At 49.6% G+C, this 20,320-nt stretch carries 14 protein-coding genes; 2 read left to right on the top strand and 12 right to left on the bottom strand.

The features are described from left to right. Positions 1 to 99 precede the first annotated feature (99 nt). Positions 100 to 513, top strand: a complete 414-nt coding sequence (locus BWI97_RS11350) for a hypothetical protein (protein WP_094808275.1) — start codon at positions 100 to 102, stop codon at positions 511 to 513. Between the two features lie 73 nt (positions 514 to 586). Here BWI97_RS11350 and BWI97_RS11345 read toward each other — a convergent pair whose 3' ends face one another. The 12 genes from BWI97_RS11345 to BWI97_RS11290 form a co-directional block, all read right to left on the bottom strand. After that, positions 587 to 1,870 carry a pitrilysin family protein gene (locus BWI97_RS11345; protein ID WP_233207813.1) on the bottom strand — a complete coding sequence of 428 codons (1,284 nt, stop codon included), beginning with the start codon at positions 1,868 to 1,870 and terminating at the stop codon, positions 587 to 589. A 166-nt stretch (positions 1,871 to 2,036) separates the two neighbouring features. Continuing rightward, positions 2,037 to 3,245, bottom strand: a complete 1,209-nt coding sequence (porV, locus tag BWI97_RS11335; RefSeq protein WP_102201078.1) for a type IX secretion system outer membrane channel protein PorV — start codon at positions 3,243 to 3,245, stop codon at positions 2,037 to 2,039. Between the two features lie 131 nt (positions 3,246 to 3,376). Continuing rightward, positions 3,377 to 6,649 (bottom strand): type IX secretion system sortase PorU, encoded by a 3,273-nt coding sequence (porU, locus tag BWI97_RS11330; protein ID WP_102201077.1) that lies wholly within the window; start codon positions 6,647 to 6,649, stop codon positions 3,377 to 3,379. 18 nt (positions 6,650 to 6,667) lie between these two features. Next, on the bottom strand, positions 6,668 to 7,291 hold the full coding sequence (locus BWI97_RS11325) for a hypothetical protein (RefSeq protein ID WP_146010917.1): 624 nt from the start codon (positions 7,289 to 7,291) through the stop codon (positions 6,668 to 6,670). A 62-nt stretch (positions 7,292 to 7,353) separates the two neighbouring features. Then, on the bottom strand, positions 7,354 to 7,530 hold the full coding sequence (locus BWI97_RS28045) for a hypothetical protein (protein WP_176454267.1): 177 nt from the start codon (positions 7,528 to 7,530) through the stop codon (positions 7,354 to 7,356). 220 nt (positions 7,531 to 7,750) lie between these two features. After that, the gene (locus BWI97_RS11320; RefSeq protein ID WP_233207812.1) at positions 7,751 to 8,293 is read right to left on the bottom strand and encodes a GtrA family protein; all 543 of its coding nucleotides are present in this window, start codon (positions 8,291 to 8,293) and stop codon (positions 7,751 to 7,753) included. Between the two features lie 21 nt (positions 8,294 to 8,314). After that, the gene (locus BWI97_RS11315) at positions 8,315 to 9,715 is read right to left on the bottom strand and encodes an NADH-quinone oxidoreductase subunit N (protein ID WP_102201075.1); all 1,401 of its coding nucleotides are present in this window, start codon (positions 9,713 to 9,715) and stop codon (positions 8,315 to 8,317) included. A 28-nt stretch (positions 9,716 to 9,743) separates the two neighbouring features. Further along, positions 9,744 to 11,189, bottom strand: a complete 1,446-nt coding sequence (locus BWI97_RS11310) for a NuoM family protein (protein ID WP_094813881.1) — start codon at positions 11,187 to 11,189, stop codon at positions 9,744 to 9,746. Positions 11,190 to 11,203: 14 nt separating this feature from the next. Further along, on the bottom strand, positions 11,204 to 13,123 hold the full coding sequence (gene nuoL, locus BWI97_RS11305; protein ID WP_102201074.1) for an NADH-quinone oxidoreductase subunit L: 1,920 nt from the start codon (positions 13,121 to 13,123) through the stop codon (positions 11,204 to 11,206). Positions 13,124 to 13,188: 65 nt separating this feature from the next. Next, entirely contained in the window at positions 13,189 to 13,512 is a 324-nt protein-coding gene (nuoK, locus tag BWI97_RS11300) for an NADH-quinone oxidoreductase subunit NuoK (protein ID WP_094813885.1), read from the bottom strand. 345 nt (positions 13,513 to 13,857) lie between these two features. Then, positions 13,858 to 14,853 (bottom strand): aldo/keto reductase, encoded by a 996-nt coding sequence (locus BWI97_RS11295; RefSeq protein ID WP_102201073.1) that lies wholly within the window; start codon positions 14,851 to 14,853, stop codon positions 13,858 to 13,860. 109 nt (positions 14,854 to 14,962) lie between these two features. Continuing rightward, positions 14,963 to 16,489 (bottom strand): serine hydrolase, encoded by a 1,527-nt coding sequence (locus tag BWI97_RS11290; protein WP_102201072.1) that lies wholly within the window; start codon positions 16,487 to 16,489, stop codon positions 14,963 to 14,965. Between the two features lie 695 nt (positions 16,490 to 17,184). On the opposite strand from BWI97_RS11290, the gene BWI97_RS11285 reads away from it, so the two are divergent. Next, positions 17,185 to 20,319 (top strand): TonB-dependent receptor, encoded by a 3,135-nt coding sequence (locus tag BWI97_RS11285; protein ID WP_102201071.1) that lies wholly within the window; start codon positions 17,185 to 17,187, stop codon positions 20,317 to 20,319. Position 20,320 lies beyond the last annotated feature (1 nt).

Raw genomic sequence — 20,320 nt, 5'->3', positions numbered from 1 at the left:
GTTTAGCGTTAATTGGAGACCAAGGACACGAGGGTATGGATGTGCTATTTCAATAACCCTAAACTCTAAACGCCAAACCTTCAAACTTTACTTATTCGAATGCGTTTTCGTACCCACTATTTGCTCTATCTGGTGTTAGCAGTAACGGATGCCTGGTTGCTTTCGCATCCCAATCTCATTGGTCGGGTGGGCATCTGGCTGTATCGCTACTCGTACATTAAAAACTTCCCGCGGGCTTTAGTTTTCGTATTGCTGGCGGTAGTCTTTTCGATTTTGATGAGCGAATTAATCAAGAAGTTTTTTCCGGTACGTACGGCGGTGTTGTTGCTGGCTTTGTTGCTGGTCATTGCTTCGATGGCCTTCATGAACGTATTCATTCAATTTTCGTCGGGTACGTATCAGTTTACGGGCAAAGCCTTCATCTGGGGGGCTCACTTGCTGCCTTTTATTCTGATTCTCATTTTTATTCAGAGTTTGTACGAGGTATTCCGAACGGGAAAACTTGATCAATAGTAAGTACCTGTAAAAGAAAAGGCTCGGGAAATTCTCCCGAGCCTTTTCTTTTATAAGGTGAGCTGTATCGCTTTTATTTTCCACCCGCCACTACTTCAATCATCGAATCCCATTGAAAGTAAGTCTGGGCGGCTTGTTGTACGTCCTCGGGAGTTACCGCCCGAATGCGTTCGATATGGCGTTCGTAGTAATCGTCAGGTAATTGATTTAAAATTCGGATTTTATGCCGATCGGCGATTTCAAAAGCCGTATTCAGGGAACCCACGAATTGCCCGATCATGAAATTCTGAGCCGTTTGCAACTCTTCAAGCGGCACGGGTTCGGTTTGCAGCCGTACCAGCTCTTTCTGAATTTCATCAAGGGTTTGCTGGGTAAATTCTTTGTTGACGTCCGTACCGATCACCAGCTGACTCGCCTGAGCAAAGTGATTGAGTTGGGAATAAATGCCGTAGGTAAAGCCTTTTTCCTCCCGGATGTTTTTCATCAGTCGCGAACCAAAATAGCCACCAAAAATCTCGTTCGTGACCAACACCTTGTAGTAATCAGGATGTACTCGATTCACGCTTCGTTTACCCACTCGCAGCGTCGACTGCATCTTATCTGGCATATCCAGGAGCAGAGGTTTTTCGGGCGGAGTCGCCGGAAATTCGTAGGCTGGTCGGGGCTTCGCACCCTGAACGCTCTGCTGACCAAATACCTGATTGAGTAGCTGCACTTCCGTTTCGTCTACCTGACCAGCCACGAATACCCGAAAGGCTTGCCCCGCCAGGTGCGATTGATGAAACGTCACTAAATCCTCCCGGGAAAAGGCTTTCAGGTTTTCCTGGGTCTGATTTTTTCCGTACGGATGCCTTTTCCCAAACAAGGTTTCGCGGAAACCCCGCGAAGCCAGGAAAGACGTTTTTTCTTCGTTGACCTGTAAGGTCTGTAAGGCAATGGTCCGTTGTACTTCCAGCTCTTCGGCGGGAAAAGTGGCTTCCTGGATCAATTCCTGAATTCGGGGCAGCAGTACGGGCAGATGTTTGCGTAAGGCGTACAGCGTTACCGTCGAGCGGTCCGAAGAAGCCTGTAATTCCAGAAAGGAACCATACTGATCGAAGAATTCGGCTAATTCGGCACCCGTGTGTTGCTGGGTACCTTCATTGAGCATCCGCAGCGTAAAGGTCGAAACATTGGGTAAAAGCTCATCCCAGCCACCGGCTTCAAAAATCCACTCGATGCGTACGACGGGTTGCTGCCCAGCCGTTACGACGTATACAGGTATGCCGTTATCGAGTGTGTGGATGACTACGGGAACAAACGAAACAATATCGGTAAGCTGAAAATCAGGAGCTTGGGTGCGGTTCAGTGTCATCATTCATCTACAATTGCATTCCCGGGAAGACATTACTGGCCGGGAAAACGGAGTTTTCATACGGGCAAACCGCCAAGGTACTAAAAACGGAACGGTACAAAACTACCGGAGTGGAAATAAAAAATGGCACTCCTTCGAATGCCATTTTCCTGCTGATACAAAGTTTGTATTAAAAATCGTCGCGGGGAGCTTCCTCGATGCGTTGTTTCTTATCAAAGAGGAAAGACAACGATACGCGGAGCGTGTTATTCAGCGGATTCTGCTGACCGCCGCCCTGGAACAGGTACGAAAAGTCGAGTCCTACTTTCTGATATCGTACCCCAAAACCAGCGGAAATGAAACTACGATTGCCTTTGTTCGGGTTTTCGTAGAAGTAACCCAGACGAGCCGACAGGATTTTATTCCAGTTGTATTCCAGACCCGTTGAAATCGTTACTTCCTGCAACTCTTCTTTTAAACCATCGGGAGCATCGGCGAATGAGCCAAAGACGCCTTCAAATAAACCTTTCTTATCAGGATCGGAACCACGGCCTGGAATAATGGCACCCGTCGCATCACGTTCGGGAGGCGTTGGAACCATGAGTTTATTCAGGTCGACCGTCAGCGTCAAAGAGTTTTTCTCGTCCAGACGATTGGTGATCGCTGTACCCACTTTCAGGTTGGTGGGAATGAAATAAGGCGTTTGGGCCGTACCACCGTAGTTGATTTTACCACCCAGGTTTTGAATCATGACCCCGTAGTTGGCGTACCATTTCTTCTCGGGGCTGTAGCCGTTGCTAAACAGGGAAATATCACCCGCTACGGTTTGTCCGGGACGCAAGGCAACGCCCGCTACTACCTGATCACCGGTCAGGTTAGAGTTAATATATTTCAGGTTCAGGCCCAGTGCCAGTTTATCCGACAGCTTAAGGGCGTATGAACCACCAATCGCGTATTCTTTGGAGTTGAAGTCGCCCGTAATGGTTCCTGATTCGTTAGTAAAGAGAATATCGCCGATGTTGAAATATTGAAGCGACAGACCAACGACCTGATTTTTGCCAATTTTCTTATAACCCGTCACATGCGTCAGCCACATATCGCCGATTACGTTACGTAGCCAGGGCGTATACGAAATACTGGCTCCGGCATCGTGTTCCGCATAGATGAGCTTTGAGGCATTCCAGTACGTACCGGCCGCTTCAGTGGGGCTGAGAGCCACGCCTGCATCTCCCAGAGCCGCCGAGCGGGCATCCGGAGCGATATTTACAAAAGGAACAGCCGGAAGAGGAACGCGGTCACCATTGACGCCTGTAATCCCACTACCATTTTGTGCCCATACGAACGAAGAGGAACCTACTAGAAAGGCAAGGGTAAAAAATCGGGTTTGAAGTCTTTTCATCCGAGATTGGGTTAAACGTTGAGGGTCTGTGTCCAGGCCATCCAAAACGGGGGATACGGGAGTAGTGCCTCTGCTGAGGCAGTTTAAAGTGAACATTCGTGGGATGTATTTAATCGCAAAACTAACAAAAGTCACTTGATGTGAGAAATCTTTCCGCTCCCACTTGCCGTGAGACCGGTAGTTAGGGACCGCACAAAAATACGATAAATGTACAAACCCGTATTTAATTCCGAATTTTCAAGCTGTAAATCTTCGTAAGGGGAAGGGGTACTATAGCTTTGGAAGGTCTGCTGGTGGAGCAAACGTCCGGTAAGATCATACAGATAGAAAGTAATTTCGGTGTCATCGTCCTGAAATTCATGTTCGAAGGTGAAACGTACGCGTTCCCGAAAAGGATTGGGCATTGCCCTAACGCTGCGAAGGTTTCTTTTCGTATAGGGCTGTACGGAAAATTGCAGGCTTTGTTGACTTTTCTTGCCAAAACCGTCAAAAGCCTGAACTTGAAGCTGATACAAACCTTGCGGTAAATTGCGGAACGGATAACGAATTTGGCCCGAACGGGCATCTGTAGCCGTAAAATAAGTATTTAAATTTAAGGTGAGTGTATCGTTAAGCGTAGCCAGCATCGGTTGGTTTTCGGTGTAGGAAAGGCCCGTATCATCCGATAAAAAGGCGAGTAGGGTAGGATTCGCATCGGTGGTACCACCACTTTGAAACTGCTCATCGTTCATGTACAAACGAAGAACAGGAGGCTCCAGATCGGTGACTGGCTGAAGGGCGATCCCGCCTACCCAGGGGTGGCCAATACCGAGGGCTGTGGCAGAGTTACTGTTGGCATATACGTGCACTACTCCGCGTCCGATGCCAGCGTTTAGGGAATGAGGAACTACAAAACGAGTGGAGAACGCTCCCGAGCGGATCGGAGCCGTGCCCCTGTATAATAAACTTTTGCGATCCTGATAGGTAAACTTGGGATTTTCATCGCCGAGCGTCTGGTACGAACGTGCCTGATCATACACTTCAATCCAGGCAGTTCCATCGAAGGGGACCGTACCACGAATGGTGACTTCCGCTCCGGCTCGCAACGTGTCCGGATACACGAGCTGAATGGAATCCTGCGGGTAAGCCAATCGCATGGATGGATCCCCGAGCAGAGAAAAATTCCGGTTGACCCGACCCGCCAGACTGTTGTTTTTGGTTTGTCGAAAGATGTCACCCAAGCGGGGCATCTGACCGTTAACGGGCTGAAAAGCGGCTTTCATGAACGCTTCACTGACCAGAGCGTTCGAGCTGGCAAACACGGGTCGGGTAGTAGTCAGCAAGGCAATGGCTCCGCCCTGGGCACTGAGTAGGGCTAGCTCGGCTCCTGAAACTACGCCGGGATTGTCGTATCGGCCAAACTCACAGGTCGCCGTTAACAGCAGGGGTAAGCGGTCATAATTACGCCAGCCCAGAATGTCCCGTAAACTCAGGATTTGTTCCTGCGTCCAGCCCGATACGCCGCCGTGACCGGCAAAGGCAATCATCAATCGGCCCTCGCGAACGGCATTGGCCAGGGCCGCCTGGGCCTGTGGACTTTTCTGATCCGTACCCGAACCCGTTTGCGGATAGGCATCGAGGTAAATTTTTTCGGAATGATAAGGGGTCGCCGCCGCCAGATTTACCAGCCGTTCGGCGTCTTGGGTATGAATATTGAAGTCACCATCATCCGCCACAAAAGACAGGCGGCTTTGCCAGGGGCCCCGGGTAGTAGCCCCTTCGTAATGAATCAGCTTGTCTACCATCTGACGGGCTTCGGTGAGGGTCTTGACGGGCAGGCGTCCAATGCCCACATCAAGCGTATGATCTCCGGCGTATGTTTCGGGCCATTCACCTTCGGTATTTTCCAGAAAAGCGAAGTAATCGTCCGAAGAGTAGCTGTAAATAGGATGCAGGGATTCACGACTTTCGTACGTAGGCACATAGGAACCCTGATTTTCCTGAAGAATGTTTTTATAATCGAAAGTGGCATCTCCGAACAGCAGAACGTATTGTAATGTACCGGGTTGCTGTTCAGCGAGTTGTCTGATGAAATCCCGTAATGCCGTCGGATCCTGCCGACCGGAAGAAAACTCATTGTACACTTCAGTCGTACTAACGACTAAGGGTGTCAACTGATCGTGTGATTGCCGGAACGCCGCCAGCCGTTCCGCTTCCGAACGGAAAGCTGGAGGGGTGATAATGAGCAGTTGAGGCGTATTCTGTTGCTGAAGGTTCTGATTACCCGTGGGTAGAATCGATGCTGGGGTAAGGGCTTGTTCGGGTAAAAACGCCACAAATTCGTGGATACGTCCCGCTGGGGTATAGCCAAACGTTCCGTTACGCAGGGTCATTTGCTGAATGTTTGATCCTGATACCTCCCAGATTTGCAGCGAAGCCGGTGCATTAGCCAAAGTCATTTGTACCTGCGGCAGGGTACGGCTGGCCAATGAGCGGAACCTAAACCCCTGGTCCAACCAGCTCAACGATCGTTGTACCTGCAAGCCCAGGTAATTCAAAGCTCCCTGAGCGGCGTTGTCGCCGTTGCGGTTGTAGGTAAGCGTGACCGCAAACGTTCCATCCGCTGGAAGAGCGGGTATAGTTCCCGGAAAAGTGGTCGCTACCTCCATGCCTTTGAAATCATAGCGATCATATGAGGTAGCCGGTATGGTTTGACTACCCAGAGGCTGTCCATTTACCTTCAAACTGAATTGCGTCGCTACGGAGCTATAGCCCATCGTGGCCGAAGTCAGCTGATAAGGAGTATTGGGAAGGGCACCCGGTATTTTGAAAGGAATGGTACGTTCGGAAGTGACGTAAAAAACTTCGCCGTACCAGTTCCGTCCCGAGGTAACCCGGTTGATTTCTTCGTTTTCGTGGAAAAGATAGTCGTCGTAGCTGGTCAGACTCGTACCCTGCGTAAGCAAGGGGGCCGTCGTCAGGCGTTTCGGCGAACCCTGGGTACTCCGCGTCAGAAAATAATAGGTAGTATCCGTATAAGGATTCAATGCATGGGAAAACCGCCCCGTCAGGGTATCCAGCCGAATTTCGTGGGGGCTTGTTCCGTAGAAGTAAATGCCATCTTCGACATCTAGCCGACCGTCAGTGTCTCCCGTGATCCAGAGTGCATTTTCCCGTAAATCCCGTTGGCGAGGTATTGCGTTGGGTTGCGGAAGGGCCGCTCCGCCATTTCCGTACAGGCGAAGCTGAAGCGGATCGACGGTAGACCAGCCCGCTTTTCGCAGTTGGGCCGCGTCGAGTTTGTATACGCCATCCTTCGTAACCCCGATTTTTAACCAGGAGCCTTCCGCCAATACCGAAGCCTGCCCCTGGCTTTGCAGCGGAATCCAGAGCAGCAATAGAAGCCCAATAAACGTTTGTTTCATGTAATAACCGAACCTGCACTAATAACGTGAATTTGGCTCAATCCGTACCTCAAGTAAGCGAACCATTGCTTCCGCAGGAACCGTATACTGCCGACCATTTTGCTGATCAGTACACAAAAAGCGGGTACGGCGTTTCTGGTGTTTAATAAACGTACGGCCTCCCAGTTCGAAAGACTGGTTTTCGGGGACTTCGACGAGTCGCAGCGTGCCTTCCGGATGCTGATCATAGCGGCGAAGAGCCTGGTATAAAGGCTGGTGCGAAGCCGTGGCCGCTTTAGGGTCACGGGCGTAGTCAAGCAGGGGAAGGAGAATATCAGCCGGAAATACGCCTTCGGTCAGGACGGGTTGTAGTAATTCCCGAAACATTTTTTTCCAGGAACGTCCGTGCGGATCAACGCCAGTACCAAACCGGATGCAAACCCGCTGATGGGCTACTTCGTGCAAATACGTAATGAGGAAGGCGTAACGGTTCATATTTCCATTGATGGAAATCCGGTGGCCTTTGAGGGAGCAGTAGGCGTAGTCGCCAAATTTACTGCGACGGGGGCGGGTAATCTGAAAATGGAAGGGATGTTGTTGCCAAAGACTCAGACAGTAGGCAACCGTATCCGAAGGCAAGTGTTGGTGTAAGAGCGACTCCATCCTACAAAAAACGACAAAGCCTTGCCGTAAGGCAAGGCTTTGGCTTGGTTCCTACCAACGAATTAACGCATCGTGTCAGCAGCAGCCGTATCAGCCGTCATAGCCGTGTCAACTGCAGTCGTCGTGTCAACCGTTACAGCAGCAGAATCAGCAGTTTCAGTAGATTCAGCTTTCTTTTCTTGGCAAGCTGCCAAAGAAACCATTGTGCCTAGGAGGAACAGGGCGAACAATTTTTTCATTTTTGTGATGATTTTAGGGTTTATTGCCGTGGCAAAGTTGGGCTTAGATTTTCAATAAAACAAGTGTTGCTTTAAGGTTTTTTTAAGTTTTTTACTCGATTTCTTACTTTTATCCTAATTAGTCCTATATTTTTTGGATAAAATTATATTTATAGATAAAAAAAACCTTAAAATCCTCTGTAAAGAATTTTAAGGTTTGTCAATAAGATTGGAATTAGCCCTATTCGGGAATGCCTTTGAGATAATCTTTGATTCGGTCGTAAAAACCGGTTGATTTGAAAGTAAAGGTCTTGTGTAGAATATAGTTACTCGTAAAGCTCAGACCCATACCGACGAGCAAACCGCCAAATTCCTTCACGTTGATATTCCGGGCTTTTTCGGGTAGAAAGGACAGCGGAAATTCATAAAAGTAAGGCTCTGGATGCATCACATTAAAAATGTACAAAGCCAGACTCGAACCTCCCAACGTAATAAAGAAGGAAAGAACGGCCACCATGCCAAACTTAACCATCTCACGACGGGTTTGACCGGAACTCTTGGCATCAAAAGCAAAAAGTTTGGTTAGCACGAAGCCGACGATGAACGAAACAATGTAACCCAGCGATACAGAAGCGTAGTAGCTCATGTATTCCCGAAAAAAGCCGCCGGCAATGATTTGAACGGCGGCTCCTGTACCGGCTACAAGAAAGTAGGCAATTAAATCACGGGTGTTGAGTAGCTTGGATTTCTTCGTCTCCAAAGGTTGCTGAAGGGTCTGCTTCAAGGGTTGAATGTGTTGTAAAACCTAGAATATGTTCTTCACCAGGTCAGGAAAAACACCCAAAAGAAGTGTTAATGCTGTAGTGAGGAGCAAAGTTAGTTTAAATCCGTTGCTAACGATAACCGGATTCTCGTCACTAGGTTTTAAATACATCGAAATAATCACCCGGAAGTAATAGTAAATACCCACGCAGGACATCAGTACGGCAATGACTAACAGGGAAGTAAGATTCGCCTGTACAGCCGCTGAGAAGATGAAAAATTTTCCCCAAAAACCTGCGGTCAGCGGAATTCCGGCGAGCGAAAGCATTGAAATCGTCATGACAAAAGCCAGCAGAGGATTGCTTTTAGCCAAGCCATTGAAGGCCTCGTAACGTTCGTCGGCACCCCCTTCATAGAGTTTTTTCTCTGAAACGACCATCAGTACCCCAAAGGCGGAAACGGTAGCCAGGGAGTACGCCAGTGAATAAAACAGAATAGCCGATGGGGAAGCCGAAACATTCGCTACCACACCCAGGAGCAAATAGCCCGCGTGTGAAATGCTCGAATACCCCATCATGCGTTTGAAACTGGTCTGATACGCCGCAGTAATGTTTCCCACGAGCAGAGTCAGTACCGTAACAATGGCCATTGTCTGAGCCCAGAAGCCGTAAGCTCCCCCAAAAGCTACCGAGGCCAGTTTGTACAGAGCCGCGAAGCCAGCCGTCTTTACAACGGTAGACATGAAGGCCGTGAAGATCGTAGGAGCTCCTTCGTATACGTCGGGCGTCCAGAAGTGGAAGGGAGCCGCCGAAACTTTAAAAAGCATGCCGATAAAGAGTAACAACAAGCCTACATACAGCAGGGGCGAAACCGAACCGTAGCGGATAGCAACTTCCACATAGGTGGCAATACCGCCCAGTTTGAAGGAACCCGTAGCTCCGTAAATCATGGCTACGCCAAAAAGTAAGATACCCGTGGCGAACGAACCCATCAGAAAATATTTCAAAGCAGCTTCGTTCGAACGCAGGTTGCGTTTATCCGTACCGGTGAGTACGTACATGGCTACCGACAGTACTTCCACGCCCACAAAAAGCATGATCAGGTTTTCAAAACCAATCATCATCAGGGCTCCAGCTATCGAAAAAAGTAAAATGGCGTAGTACTCAGCTGGGTGCGTATGTTCATCATCGCCCCCGAAAGTGCGGGAGAGACCCACCACAAAAAGCGAGGTAACCAGAACAATTGCTGAGAAGTTAACAAAGAGGTTATTCACCCGTAGCATGTCGCTGAAATACAGAGCCTGATCGTTCCAGTCGAGCGAGTTCAATACGAGGGCTACCAGTAAAAAAAGCAACGTAGCGGGCAGGAGTACCTGCCGGGATTTCAGGAACCCTAAGAAGAGGTTCAGAATGCCAAAAATAGAAAGAGAAATAATGGAGAGCATAACGCTGGAAAGGTCACGGGTGGAAAGATCATTTCATGGCTCGCAGCAACTCAGCTACGGCAGGTTCGGTAAGTTTCAGGAATCCGTTCGGGAACAGGCCGATCCAGAAGACAAACACCGCCAGCGGGGCCAGCACCAGAATTTCGTTGAGATTCAAATCGGTAAACTGTTCAGTAACGGTAGTTTGGAGACCGAACATGGATTTTTGTACCATTCGAAGCATATACACCGCTCCCAGAATAATTGTCGTACCGGCAATAATGCCTAGCCAGGTATTGTAGGTAAAGACGCCTTTCAGTAATAAAAACTCGCCGATGAAACCGTTCGTCAGGGGCAGGGCCACGCTACCCAGTACCATGATGATGAAAAACACACTGAGTACGGGTGAATTCTGCGTAATACCGCCAAGTTGAGTCAAATCGCGGGATTGCGTGCGGCTGAAAATGATTTCAACGATGAAAAACAGACCAACGACGTTGATCCCGTGGGCCAGCATCTGAATAAGCGAGCCCTGTAAGCCGTCGAGCGTCAGGGAAAAAATACCCGCCGCCATCAGTCCGACGTGAGCAAACGACGAGTACGCCACCAGCCGCTTCATATCCTGTTGCTGGATCGCAATAATTGAACCGTACACAATGCCAATTACGGCCAGAACAATGGCAACGAGTCCCCATTGTTGTACACCTTCGGGTACGATCGGCAGTACGATACGGATGAGTCCGTAGGTTCCCATCTTCAGCATAATCCCCGCCAGTAACATCGTGGCGGGCGTAGGCGACTCGACGTACGTATCCGGTTGCCAGGTGTGGAAGGGGAAAATGGGCATTTTAATGGCAAATCCAATGAATAAGGCCCAGAAGAGAAAACCTTGTTGCGAAGCTGACAGATTCAGGCCGTAAAAAGCGGTTAGCAGAGAACTATGCGTACCGGGCGTTTGCAGGTACAGATACACCAGTCCCAACAGCATGAACAGTGAACCGAAAATGGTGTACAGAAAGAACTTGAACGTCACCTTAATCCGATTTTCACCGCCCCACAGAGCCGCAATGAAGTAAATCGGAATCAGGGCTGCTTCGAAAAAGAAGTAGAACAAAAACGCATCTTTCGCCACAAACACCCCAACCAACGCCGATTGCATGAACAGAATCAGGGCGTAGAAGGAAGAGGGATTACGGTAACTATGGTTGAATGTCGATAGAATAATCAGCGGAACCAGCAACGTACTCAGCAAAACCAGTAAGACACTAATGCCGTCGATACCGATGGCAAACTGTACGCCCGCGGATTTAATCCAGTGATAACTTAAGGAAAATTGACTCGTTGTATCGGGTTGAAAGGACGCCAGCACATAAACGGCCAGAGCCAGTTCAGCCAGGGAGGCAATCAGAGCTACCCGTTTGACCGCCCCGCCCCGCAGGGCCAGCAACACCAGAGCAACGAGTAGTGGAATGAGTATGAGAACAAGGGTGAGCATAGATCCGTTAAGTCTTAGTTACCAAAAATGAGCGTACGCAGGCTGTACATGAGGATGGCTGCAATGCCCATAACCATGATGAACACGTAGAACGAAGTAGTACCGGTTTGCAGCAACCGGAATTCATTCGACAGGCCGCGAACGAAATTACCCAGCCCTTCTACGCCGAAACGATCAATCAGGATTCGGTCCGTAACATTGTAGAACACGCGGGAAAGAGCCTGAATCGGTTTAACAAACAGCGAATCGTACAGCTCGTCGATGTAGTATTTGTGATACACCAGCTTGGGTAAACCCGTTATTTCAGCATCTGGAGCAGGTACTGATTTCCGACTAACGTAGAGCACAAAAGCAATGACGATCGCCAGAACGGCTCCGGCTACGGATACACCCATGAGCATGAATTCCGTCGAGTGGTCGAGGTGCGTCTCGGCGAAGGCTTCGGGGTTTACCTGTTTTGAATAAGCGAAGATCGGGTCCAGATACGCCGAGAGTTTCGCCGAACCACCCAGTACGGCGGGTACGTTCAGAAAACCGCCCAGTACGGATAATATCGCCAATACGATCAACGGCAACGTCATCGAAAAAGGCGACTCGTGCAGGTGATGTTCCTGCTCGTGCGTACCCCGGAATTCGCCGAAAAAGGTCAGGAAAAGCAGACGAAACATGTAGAATGCCGTCATCATCGAACCGATTACGGCCAGTCCCCACATCAGTGGACTGTGCTCGAAAACGTGAGCCAGAATTTCATCTTTGGAGAAGAAGCCCGCGAACGGCGGAATCCCGGAAATCGCAATGGTACCGAGCAGAAACGTCAGGAACGTAATCGGTAGCTTCTTGCGTAAGCCACCCATGTACCGGATATCCTGTTCATTGCTCATGGCGTGAATAACCGAACCCGCTCCCAGGAAAAGAAGTGCCTTGAAAAACGCGTGCGTCATAACGTGGAAGAAGCCGGAAGTATACGCTCCAACGCCCAAGCCCAGGAACATATAGCCTAACTGCGATACCGTAGAGTAAGCGAGTACTTTCTTAATATCGTTCTGGAACAGACCAATCGAAGCCGCCAGCAGAGCCGTAATCAGGGCAATCCAGGCGACGAGGTGCAGCGTATCCGGTGCCAGTGTGTACAAGACATTCGAGCGAACAATCATGTAAATACCCGCCGTTACCATCGTCGCCGCGTGGATCAGAGCCGATACGGGTGTTGGACCGGCCATAGCGTCGGGGAGCCAGGTATACAGGGGAATCTGAGCGGATTTCCCCATCGCTCCGATGAACAGACAGAGCGTAATCCAGAAAATACCCTGATCGCCTACACTCAGCTGAGCCGCCGCCGGAAACACGCTTGCAAACTCCAGACTTTCGAATTGATTCAAAATCAGAAAAATACCGATCAAAAAGCCCAAATCACCAATTCGGTTCATGACAAACGCCTTGCGGGCCGCGTAGCCGTACGAAGGATTCTGATTCCAGAACCCAATGAGCAGATACGAACAAAGGCCAACGCCTTCCCAGCCAATAAACATGACCAGATAATTCGAGCCCATGACCAGCAGCAGCATGAAGAACACGAACAGGTTAAGAAAGGCAAAGAACTTGCCAAACCCTTCGTCGTGGTGCATATAGCCGATGCTGTACAGGTGAATGAGCGAACCAATTCCCGTAATAATCAGCATCATAATCAAGGAAAGCTGATCGATCTGAAAGCTGAAGGAAATATTCAGCGAACCAACCGTAATCCAGTCGTACACGGGTATGTGCTGAGCTTCACCCGAAAAATTCAGGAAAAGACTAAGCACCAGGGCAAAGGAAGCGACTACAGCTCCGGTGCCGATGATGCCAACCAGAGATTTAGGAATTCGCCGGAATCCTAATCCGTTAATTAGAAAACCGATAAAGGGCAGTAGAGGAATAAGCAGGGCTAGATTCATAGGGACTGTTAGCCGTTGGCCGGGAATAGAGAATAGACCATCGATTGGAGGCGATGATTAGAAAATTACCACTTCAGTTTATTAAGCAAGCCAATGTCAAGGGACCGAACGTTTCGGTAAATCACGACGATGAGGGCAAGGCCAATGGCTACTTCAGCAGCCGCAACGGCCATAATGAAGAAAACGAATACCTGTCCATTGGGGTCCGAGCGATACACCGAAAAAGCGATTAACAACAGGTTGACAGCATTCAGCATCAATTCAACAGACATAAAAATGATGATGGCATTTCGGCGGGTCAGTACCCCCACAATTCCAATCACAAACAGGGCTGTAGCAAGATAAATGTAGTACTGAAGCGGTATGGTCTGAACAACTTCGGGGATCATGCTTTCGCTAATTGGGTGAGTACGATCGTTTGTTGCAGCAAGGTGACCTGCAACGCATCGTAGGGTTAGGGTATCAAATAGGCTTATGATCCAAAGGAAGACGTTAAAAAAAGAAATTTTTATAAACACCCTTTGAATAGTACTGAGGCAAAAATAGTGGTTTTCGGCAAACCGTTGCAATGATTCAGCCGGTTAAAACGCATTAATTTTGTAGGAGAGCAAGATTTGAGTGGATATTAGAAAGATTCTAGAAAAGAAATTTACCAGCTCGTTTGCAAAAAAAAGAAGGGGTTTGCAGACCTCTGCAAACCCCTTCTTGATATAAAAATCTAGTTAACTGATTGATTATTCAGCCAGTACCAGTTGGGAAAGAGCGTCGTTAATCTGCTTCATTTCCTCGCTCGAAAGTTGAATCTGAGCGGACCGAGCGTTCTGAATGGCTTGTTCCGCGTTCCGGGCTCCGACCAATGCTACGGTGATACCGGGCTGCTCAATGGTCCAGCGAATGACTAATTGCGACAATGTCGCCTGTTTTTCATCGGCTATCGGGCGAATTGTATCCAGAAAAGCGTTGATTCGTTCAATATTTTCTGGCTTATAGAACTTCGTAGTGGGGCGGTGATCCCCTTCGGCAAAGGCATGGCCGGGCTTGATTTTACCTGTCAGAATGCCCCGTTGCAAGGGACTATACGCGATAATGGCCGTCTGCGTTTCGATGGCATAGGGAACAACGTCTTTTTCAATCGTCCGCTCTACCATGCTGTACGGTACCTGATTGGAAGCCAGCTTAAGCGTCTGATTCGCTTCTTTCATCTGATCCAGGGAGTAGTTACAAACCCCCGCCGCCCGGATTTTTCCTTGCTGGAGCAGCGTTTGCAAGGCTTCCATAGTCTCATCAATCGGCGTAGTGATGTCGGGCCAATGGATTTGGTACAGATCGATATAGTCCGTACGCAGGCGACGCAAACTGTTTTCGCATTCTTCGATGATACTATCGCGGGAGGCGTATTTGTAGATGTCCAGTTCCTGTCCGTCGTTGTCTTTGGTATGGAAGGCAAAATCGCCTTTCTGTACGTCCCAACGCATCCCAAACTTGGTCAGGATTTGTACTTGATCACGGGAAATGCCCGCCAGAGCTTCACCCACAATATCTTCACTAACGCCCTGCCCGTAAATGGGGGCCGTATCAATCGAAGAAACGCCCTCGCCGATGGAGGCCCGAATGGCTTCAACGGCTTCTTTGCGGTCGGCTCCGCCCCACATCCAGCCCCCAATCGCCCAGGCTCCAAACGTAATGGCGGAAGCTTTTACTCCTGATTCACCTAATGCTCTATATTCCATGATTCGTACAAGTGTTAAAAAAGGAATTGATCAAAGAATAATGCCTGGAATTACTTCCTGGCGATTCGAGTACTAGAACTAAGCAAGCCCGGCATCGGTTTAGCTGCGTTTACTGTATTTCCCGCAGATCCAATTGTTGAATCAGGGCGGGTTTCTCCGGCGAAAGTGTGAAATAGACCTGTACTTTTCCTTTTTCACCTTCCATGATAAAAGCTCCCCGCAGCTGGTTTTCTGGAACCAGTTCGCCCACTTTTACAATCTTGCCGATTCGGGCAAAGAGTTCATCCGAGGCTTTCTTGCGGATGGCCTGTGAATGATCGGGGAAGAAATTCTCCGCAAAAATGGGGTATTGATTGGCCCGATTCCAGTCCCGCAAAACCTTGATGATTTCCTCTTTACGTTGAGCCAGTACTTTCGATACGGGCAATTGTCGCTTGTGAAAATCGGCCTGTACCCGAAGCAGGTCAATGATCTTCGTGTTGAGGGCGTTGGCGTTGGCATACGTGAGGTTCATGTAACTCACCACACCAATGCCATACTCGGGCAAAATCCGCCAGTTACTGCCGAAGCCGGGTAGGCCTCCGCTGTGTCCGACCGTCATAATATCGTCCGAATCTTTGGTCCAACGTAAGCCATATGCGTAAGCCGTAGCGATGCTGTAGGGCTTACCGTCGGCCTTCGTATTGGTAACAAGACTGGCAAAATTAGCGGGCTGGTGCATTTCGCGTACTGAACTCCGGCTAATTGGGCCAGAGCCTGCTTCACTACGAGGCGGCCAGGCAGCCTGATGAAAGGCCATGTACTTACTGAAATCTTCAATGGATGTAATCAAACCGCCCATCGCTCCGTAAGCTCCATCGTGTAGCAATTTTTCTTCGGACCATTTTTCGTTTTCCCAGCGGTACCCGTGAGCCAGCAAATCAGCCGGAGCTTTCGCGTATTCCCAGAAGGTCTGCGTCATGCCCAGCGGTTTGAAAATGTTCTGGTCGATGTAGGTTTGATAGGGCATTTTTGTCACCACCGTAATGATGCGGCCCAGCATGGCGAAACCCATGTTGCTATATTCGTAAGCAATGCCCGGCGGATTGGAAAGACTGACCCCCTTGTTGAGCATTTTCAGAAAATTCATATCCGAAATAGCCAGTTGGCGATCCCCCCAGGGATTGTCTTCCGGAAATCCCGCCGCGTGCGTTAGCAGATGCCGGATCGTAATGAGCGGGGCATCGACCGTTAGGGCCGGGGTTTTCCTGAGTTCCGGAATGTACTGCTGCACGGGATCGTCCAGGCGAAGTTTGCCCTCATCCCGTAGCTTCAGTATAGCCATCGCGGTTACACTCTTGCTCATGGACGCAATCCGGAAGAGCGATTTTTCGCTGGCGGGCGTCTTGCGGGCAAGGTTGGTGTACCCCAAACTTTTGGTGTGAATCAGTTGACCATCCACGACAATGCCGTAGGTAAGGCCCGGAAATGTATTCTTTTTGAATTCTTCTTCCACCAGTTTTTCAACGGCGGGGAGGGTCTGCCGGATTTTTTCCAGCCGCTGGGCATCGGTAAATACGGCGGGTTCGTAAAGGCTTTGGGCGTTCGACGAGAAAAGCGAAGTCGCCAGTAAGAGGGTCAGGTAGTATTTTTTCATGCGAAGAAGACCAAAAATGAATGGATCGGCTAATCTACGAACTTGCTTTTTCGGATTTGCAATCTGAGAGATGGCTGTTAGGGATTTATAATCCTAGTGAATTAGAAATTCACAACTGGTAGGTTCCAGATTGCAAATCTGGAACAGCAAGAGATTTCAGTTTAGGGTTTTGAGTTTACCGTTTTCAATGGCCGCCGTTGCGGTTTTCAGTCAAGTAAACGCGGTAAAGTTAGCGGGACGGGTTGTCCGTAGCATTTGCTACGGACGCAAAAGTTGGTAGACTGTGCCTACCGGGCAGGACGCACTCCGCATTTCACCCGCAGCGAGCCGTGTATAATAAGCGTAAATACGGATTTGTGAAATCAAGTTTTGTTTAACAATACAGGCTAAGAATTCATAAATACATAATTCACAATCTTCGGTGATTGTCTTCGGATGAACTCTCTTTGCGGCTGATTTAAAAATGCGGATGAACACAAGCGTAAATCAGAACGGTCATCTGACCGAAGTAAGCGTTTCGTAACGTATACGCCGTTGATTTCAAGTTATAGTCCCGCCAAGCTCCCAATTTCCTCTTTTCCTGATGAATACTTCGCCCTACTCAGTACCTTCGGAAACTGAGGTCAGGTGTGTTGCCTGTTAAATCCCACGGATTATCTGAATCCTATTGAAAAATCTACTCGTTCAAATTTCCTATGGAAAAAATCTATTCAAAAACCCCCTGGATTACGCTGATGGGCTGTTTTCTGGGATTGGGTAGTTTGGCCGCCGAGCCACAATCTGATCTGGTACATCTGCGGATGGTTCGCGATCGACTGGAGGCAAGCGTATTTCAGGCCGGGCGTATTACGGGCCGCGTGACCGATCAGGAAACGGGCGAGGTTCTGGCTGGAGCAACGGTAGCGATCAAAGGCACGCAAATCGGTGTAACGACGGGTGCCGATGGCCGGTATAGCCTGCAACTACCCGACGGTGACATAACACTGGTGATTTCGTACGTGGGGTACACTAACGTAGAAGTGGCCGTAAAGTCACAAACCAGTCTGGATATTGCCCTGACGCCTTCTTCGAAACAACTGACGGAAATGGTCGTCGTTGGATACGGTGCTCAGCAGAAAAAAGAAGTACTCGGAGCCGTAGCCACCATTCCAACCAAGGAAATCAGCAGCCGGAATTATAACAATGCGTCGGAAGTACTCCAGGGAACCGTAGCGGGTGTGACGGTGGTCAACGAAGGGGGGGATCCTACCGCTTCGCCTACCATTAAGGTACGCGGGATTGGTTCGCTGAACGATGAAAGTCCTCTGCTGGTTGTGGATGGCGTTATTTATCCGGGAACGTTTAGCTCGATTAATCCGAATGATATTCAGTCGGTGAGTGTACTAAAAGATGCGTCGGCTGCCATCTACGGAGCAAGGGCTTCGGCGGGGGTTATTCTGGTAACGACCAAACGTGGTACCAGCGGTCAGATGAAGGTGAATCTGAACTACCAGCAGGGTTTTCAGCAGGTAGCTAAAAAACTTAAACCCCTGAACGCCGCCGATTTTGCCGACGCCATGAATACGGCAACCGATAACGCCGGTTTGCCCCGAATCCCGGCCTTTGATGCGACCATCAATCCGGATTCCCGCGTGACGAAAACCAACTGGATGGACGAGCTGTTCCAGACGGGAAAAATCTACAACATTGATGCCTCAGTGAGCGGCGGTACGGAGAAATCGAACTTCTTTTTCTCGGGCGGCTACCGTAAAAACGAAGGGATTCTGCTGAATACGTTCTCAGATCGGTACACGCTGCGACTCAACTCCGTGCATCAGATTGCCAAGGGCGTGAAAATTGGTGAAAACCTTTCGTATACCGTCAATAATGGTCAAACCGGAAACACGACCAGTGCCTATACCGGAGCCATCGTAACGGCCATTTTCTATCCGCCCAATGCCACGATTTACCGCAACGACGGCTCCGGTCGCTTCGGGGGCGTACCCGAACAGTACGCGGGTTCCTACGGGGATCTGGTCAACCCGGTGGCGTATCTGAAGCGTCTGGACAACCGCAATCCCGTCACGAACGTATTCATCAACCCGTATCTGGAATGGGAAATCATTAAAGGCTTGAACTTCCGGAGTAACTGGGGGATTACACAAATCAAAAACGATTACAAGCAATTTACGGTACGCGTAACCGAGCCGGGTAAAATTTTCGATTTCAACGAACTGTACCAAAGCAGCTACAGCTCCACGGATGTACTGAACGAACAGACCCTGAATTTCAACCGGACCTTCGCCGGAAAACATAACCTCGATCTGCTCGTCGGTCATACGTATCAGCATACCAAAGCCGAAGATTTTGGGGTGAAAGGAACGGGTTTCGACAATGAAGATCCTTCCCTACGGTACCTGAAAAATGCCAAACTGATTCAGTACGACCGCTCGAACGTTTTCGAGCGTGGCCTGGAGTCGTATGTCGGACGGGCCAACTATAATTTTGGTGAGAAATATCTGTTTTCAGCCATTATTCGTCGCGATGGTACGTCTAAGCTGCTGAACGCCAGTCGCTGGGAGTGGTATCCATCGTTGTCGGCGGGCTGGAACATTTCGGACGAAGCCTTCCTGAGTCGTACCAACTGGATCAGTAATCTGAAACTACGGGCCAGCTGGGGTAAGATTGGTAACCTGGCGGGTCTGTCGGACTATGCGTATAGTTTGCCGCTGGCTCAGTCGATGGCCATGCTGGGATCGACGCCCGTCATCAATTACGGATACGCCGAGCGGGCCTTGTCTAACCCCAATCTGCGGTGGGAAACCTCCCAGCAAACGAACGTAGGTCTGGATTTTGGCTTCCTGCAAAACCGCCTGTTTGGCTCGATTGACGTGTTCTCGAAACGTAACCAGAACATGTTGTTTCAAGAGCAACTCCCAGGCGTAGCCGGTACGCCCGATGGCCGTACCATCAATGCTGGCGAAACCGAAAACCGGGGAATCGAAATTGGATTGACGTATCAGCAAAGCTTAGGCGACTTCAAGTACGATCTGAGTGCTAACGTTTCGTTCCTGAAAAATGAAGTAAAATCATTGCCGTCGGGTCAGGAATTGCTGCCCATTGGATCGCGGGTGCGAAACCTGCCTAACTCCAACTTTCACATGGTCGGACAGCCTTTCGGAGCCTTCTATGGGTACCAGACGGCGGGTATCTTTCAAACAGATGTGGAAGCTGCGGAGTACGTAAACAGCGAAGGCAAACGGTATCAGGCTAACGCCAAGGCCGGAGATTTCAAATTTCTGGATACCAACGGCGACGGCGTAATCAACGATAAGGACCGCGTGGTACTCGGCAATGTATTACCGACGAAAACCTTTAGTCTGAACGGAAATGCCTCCTTCCGGGGCTTCGATCTGAACGTATTCTTCCAGGGATCCGCGGGTAACAAAATCTTCAATTCCCTGCGGAATCTGGCCCTGAACCCTGGTACGTATCCGGGTTATAACATGCTGGAAGAAGTGAAAGACGCCTGGAGCCCGAGCAACCCCGGTGGCACGATTCCCCGGCTGCGGGCGGGTTCGGACCCCAACAGTAACTTCAGCCGTATTTCCGACTTCTACCTTGAAGACGGAAGTTACCTCCGACTGAAAAGCCTGACGCTGGGCTATACCGTACCTGCTACGGTTACCAAAGCCGTAAAAGCACGCGTATACCTGACCGGACAGAACCTGTTTACCCTCACCAAATACAGCGGCATGGACCCCGAAGTAGGGATCAGCAGCTTTGGTCAGGATGTGGCCAAGTATCCCTTGTCCCGCGTATTCATGTTTGGCGTAAACCTTTCTTTCTAAT

Source organism: Siphonobacter sp. BAB-5405 (genome assembly GCF_002872335.1).
Classification (GTDB): domain Bacteria; phylum Bacteroidota; class Bacteroidia; order Cytophagales; family Spirosomataceae; genus Siphonobacter.
The sequence above is the reverse complement of the archived record's forward strand: the minus strand, read 5'-3'. Positions and strand labels throughout refer to the sequence as shown.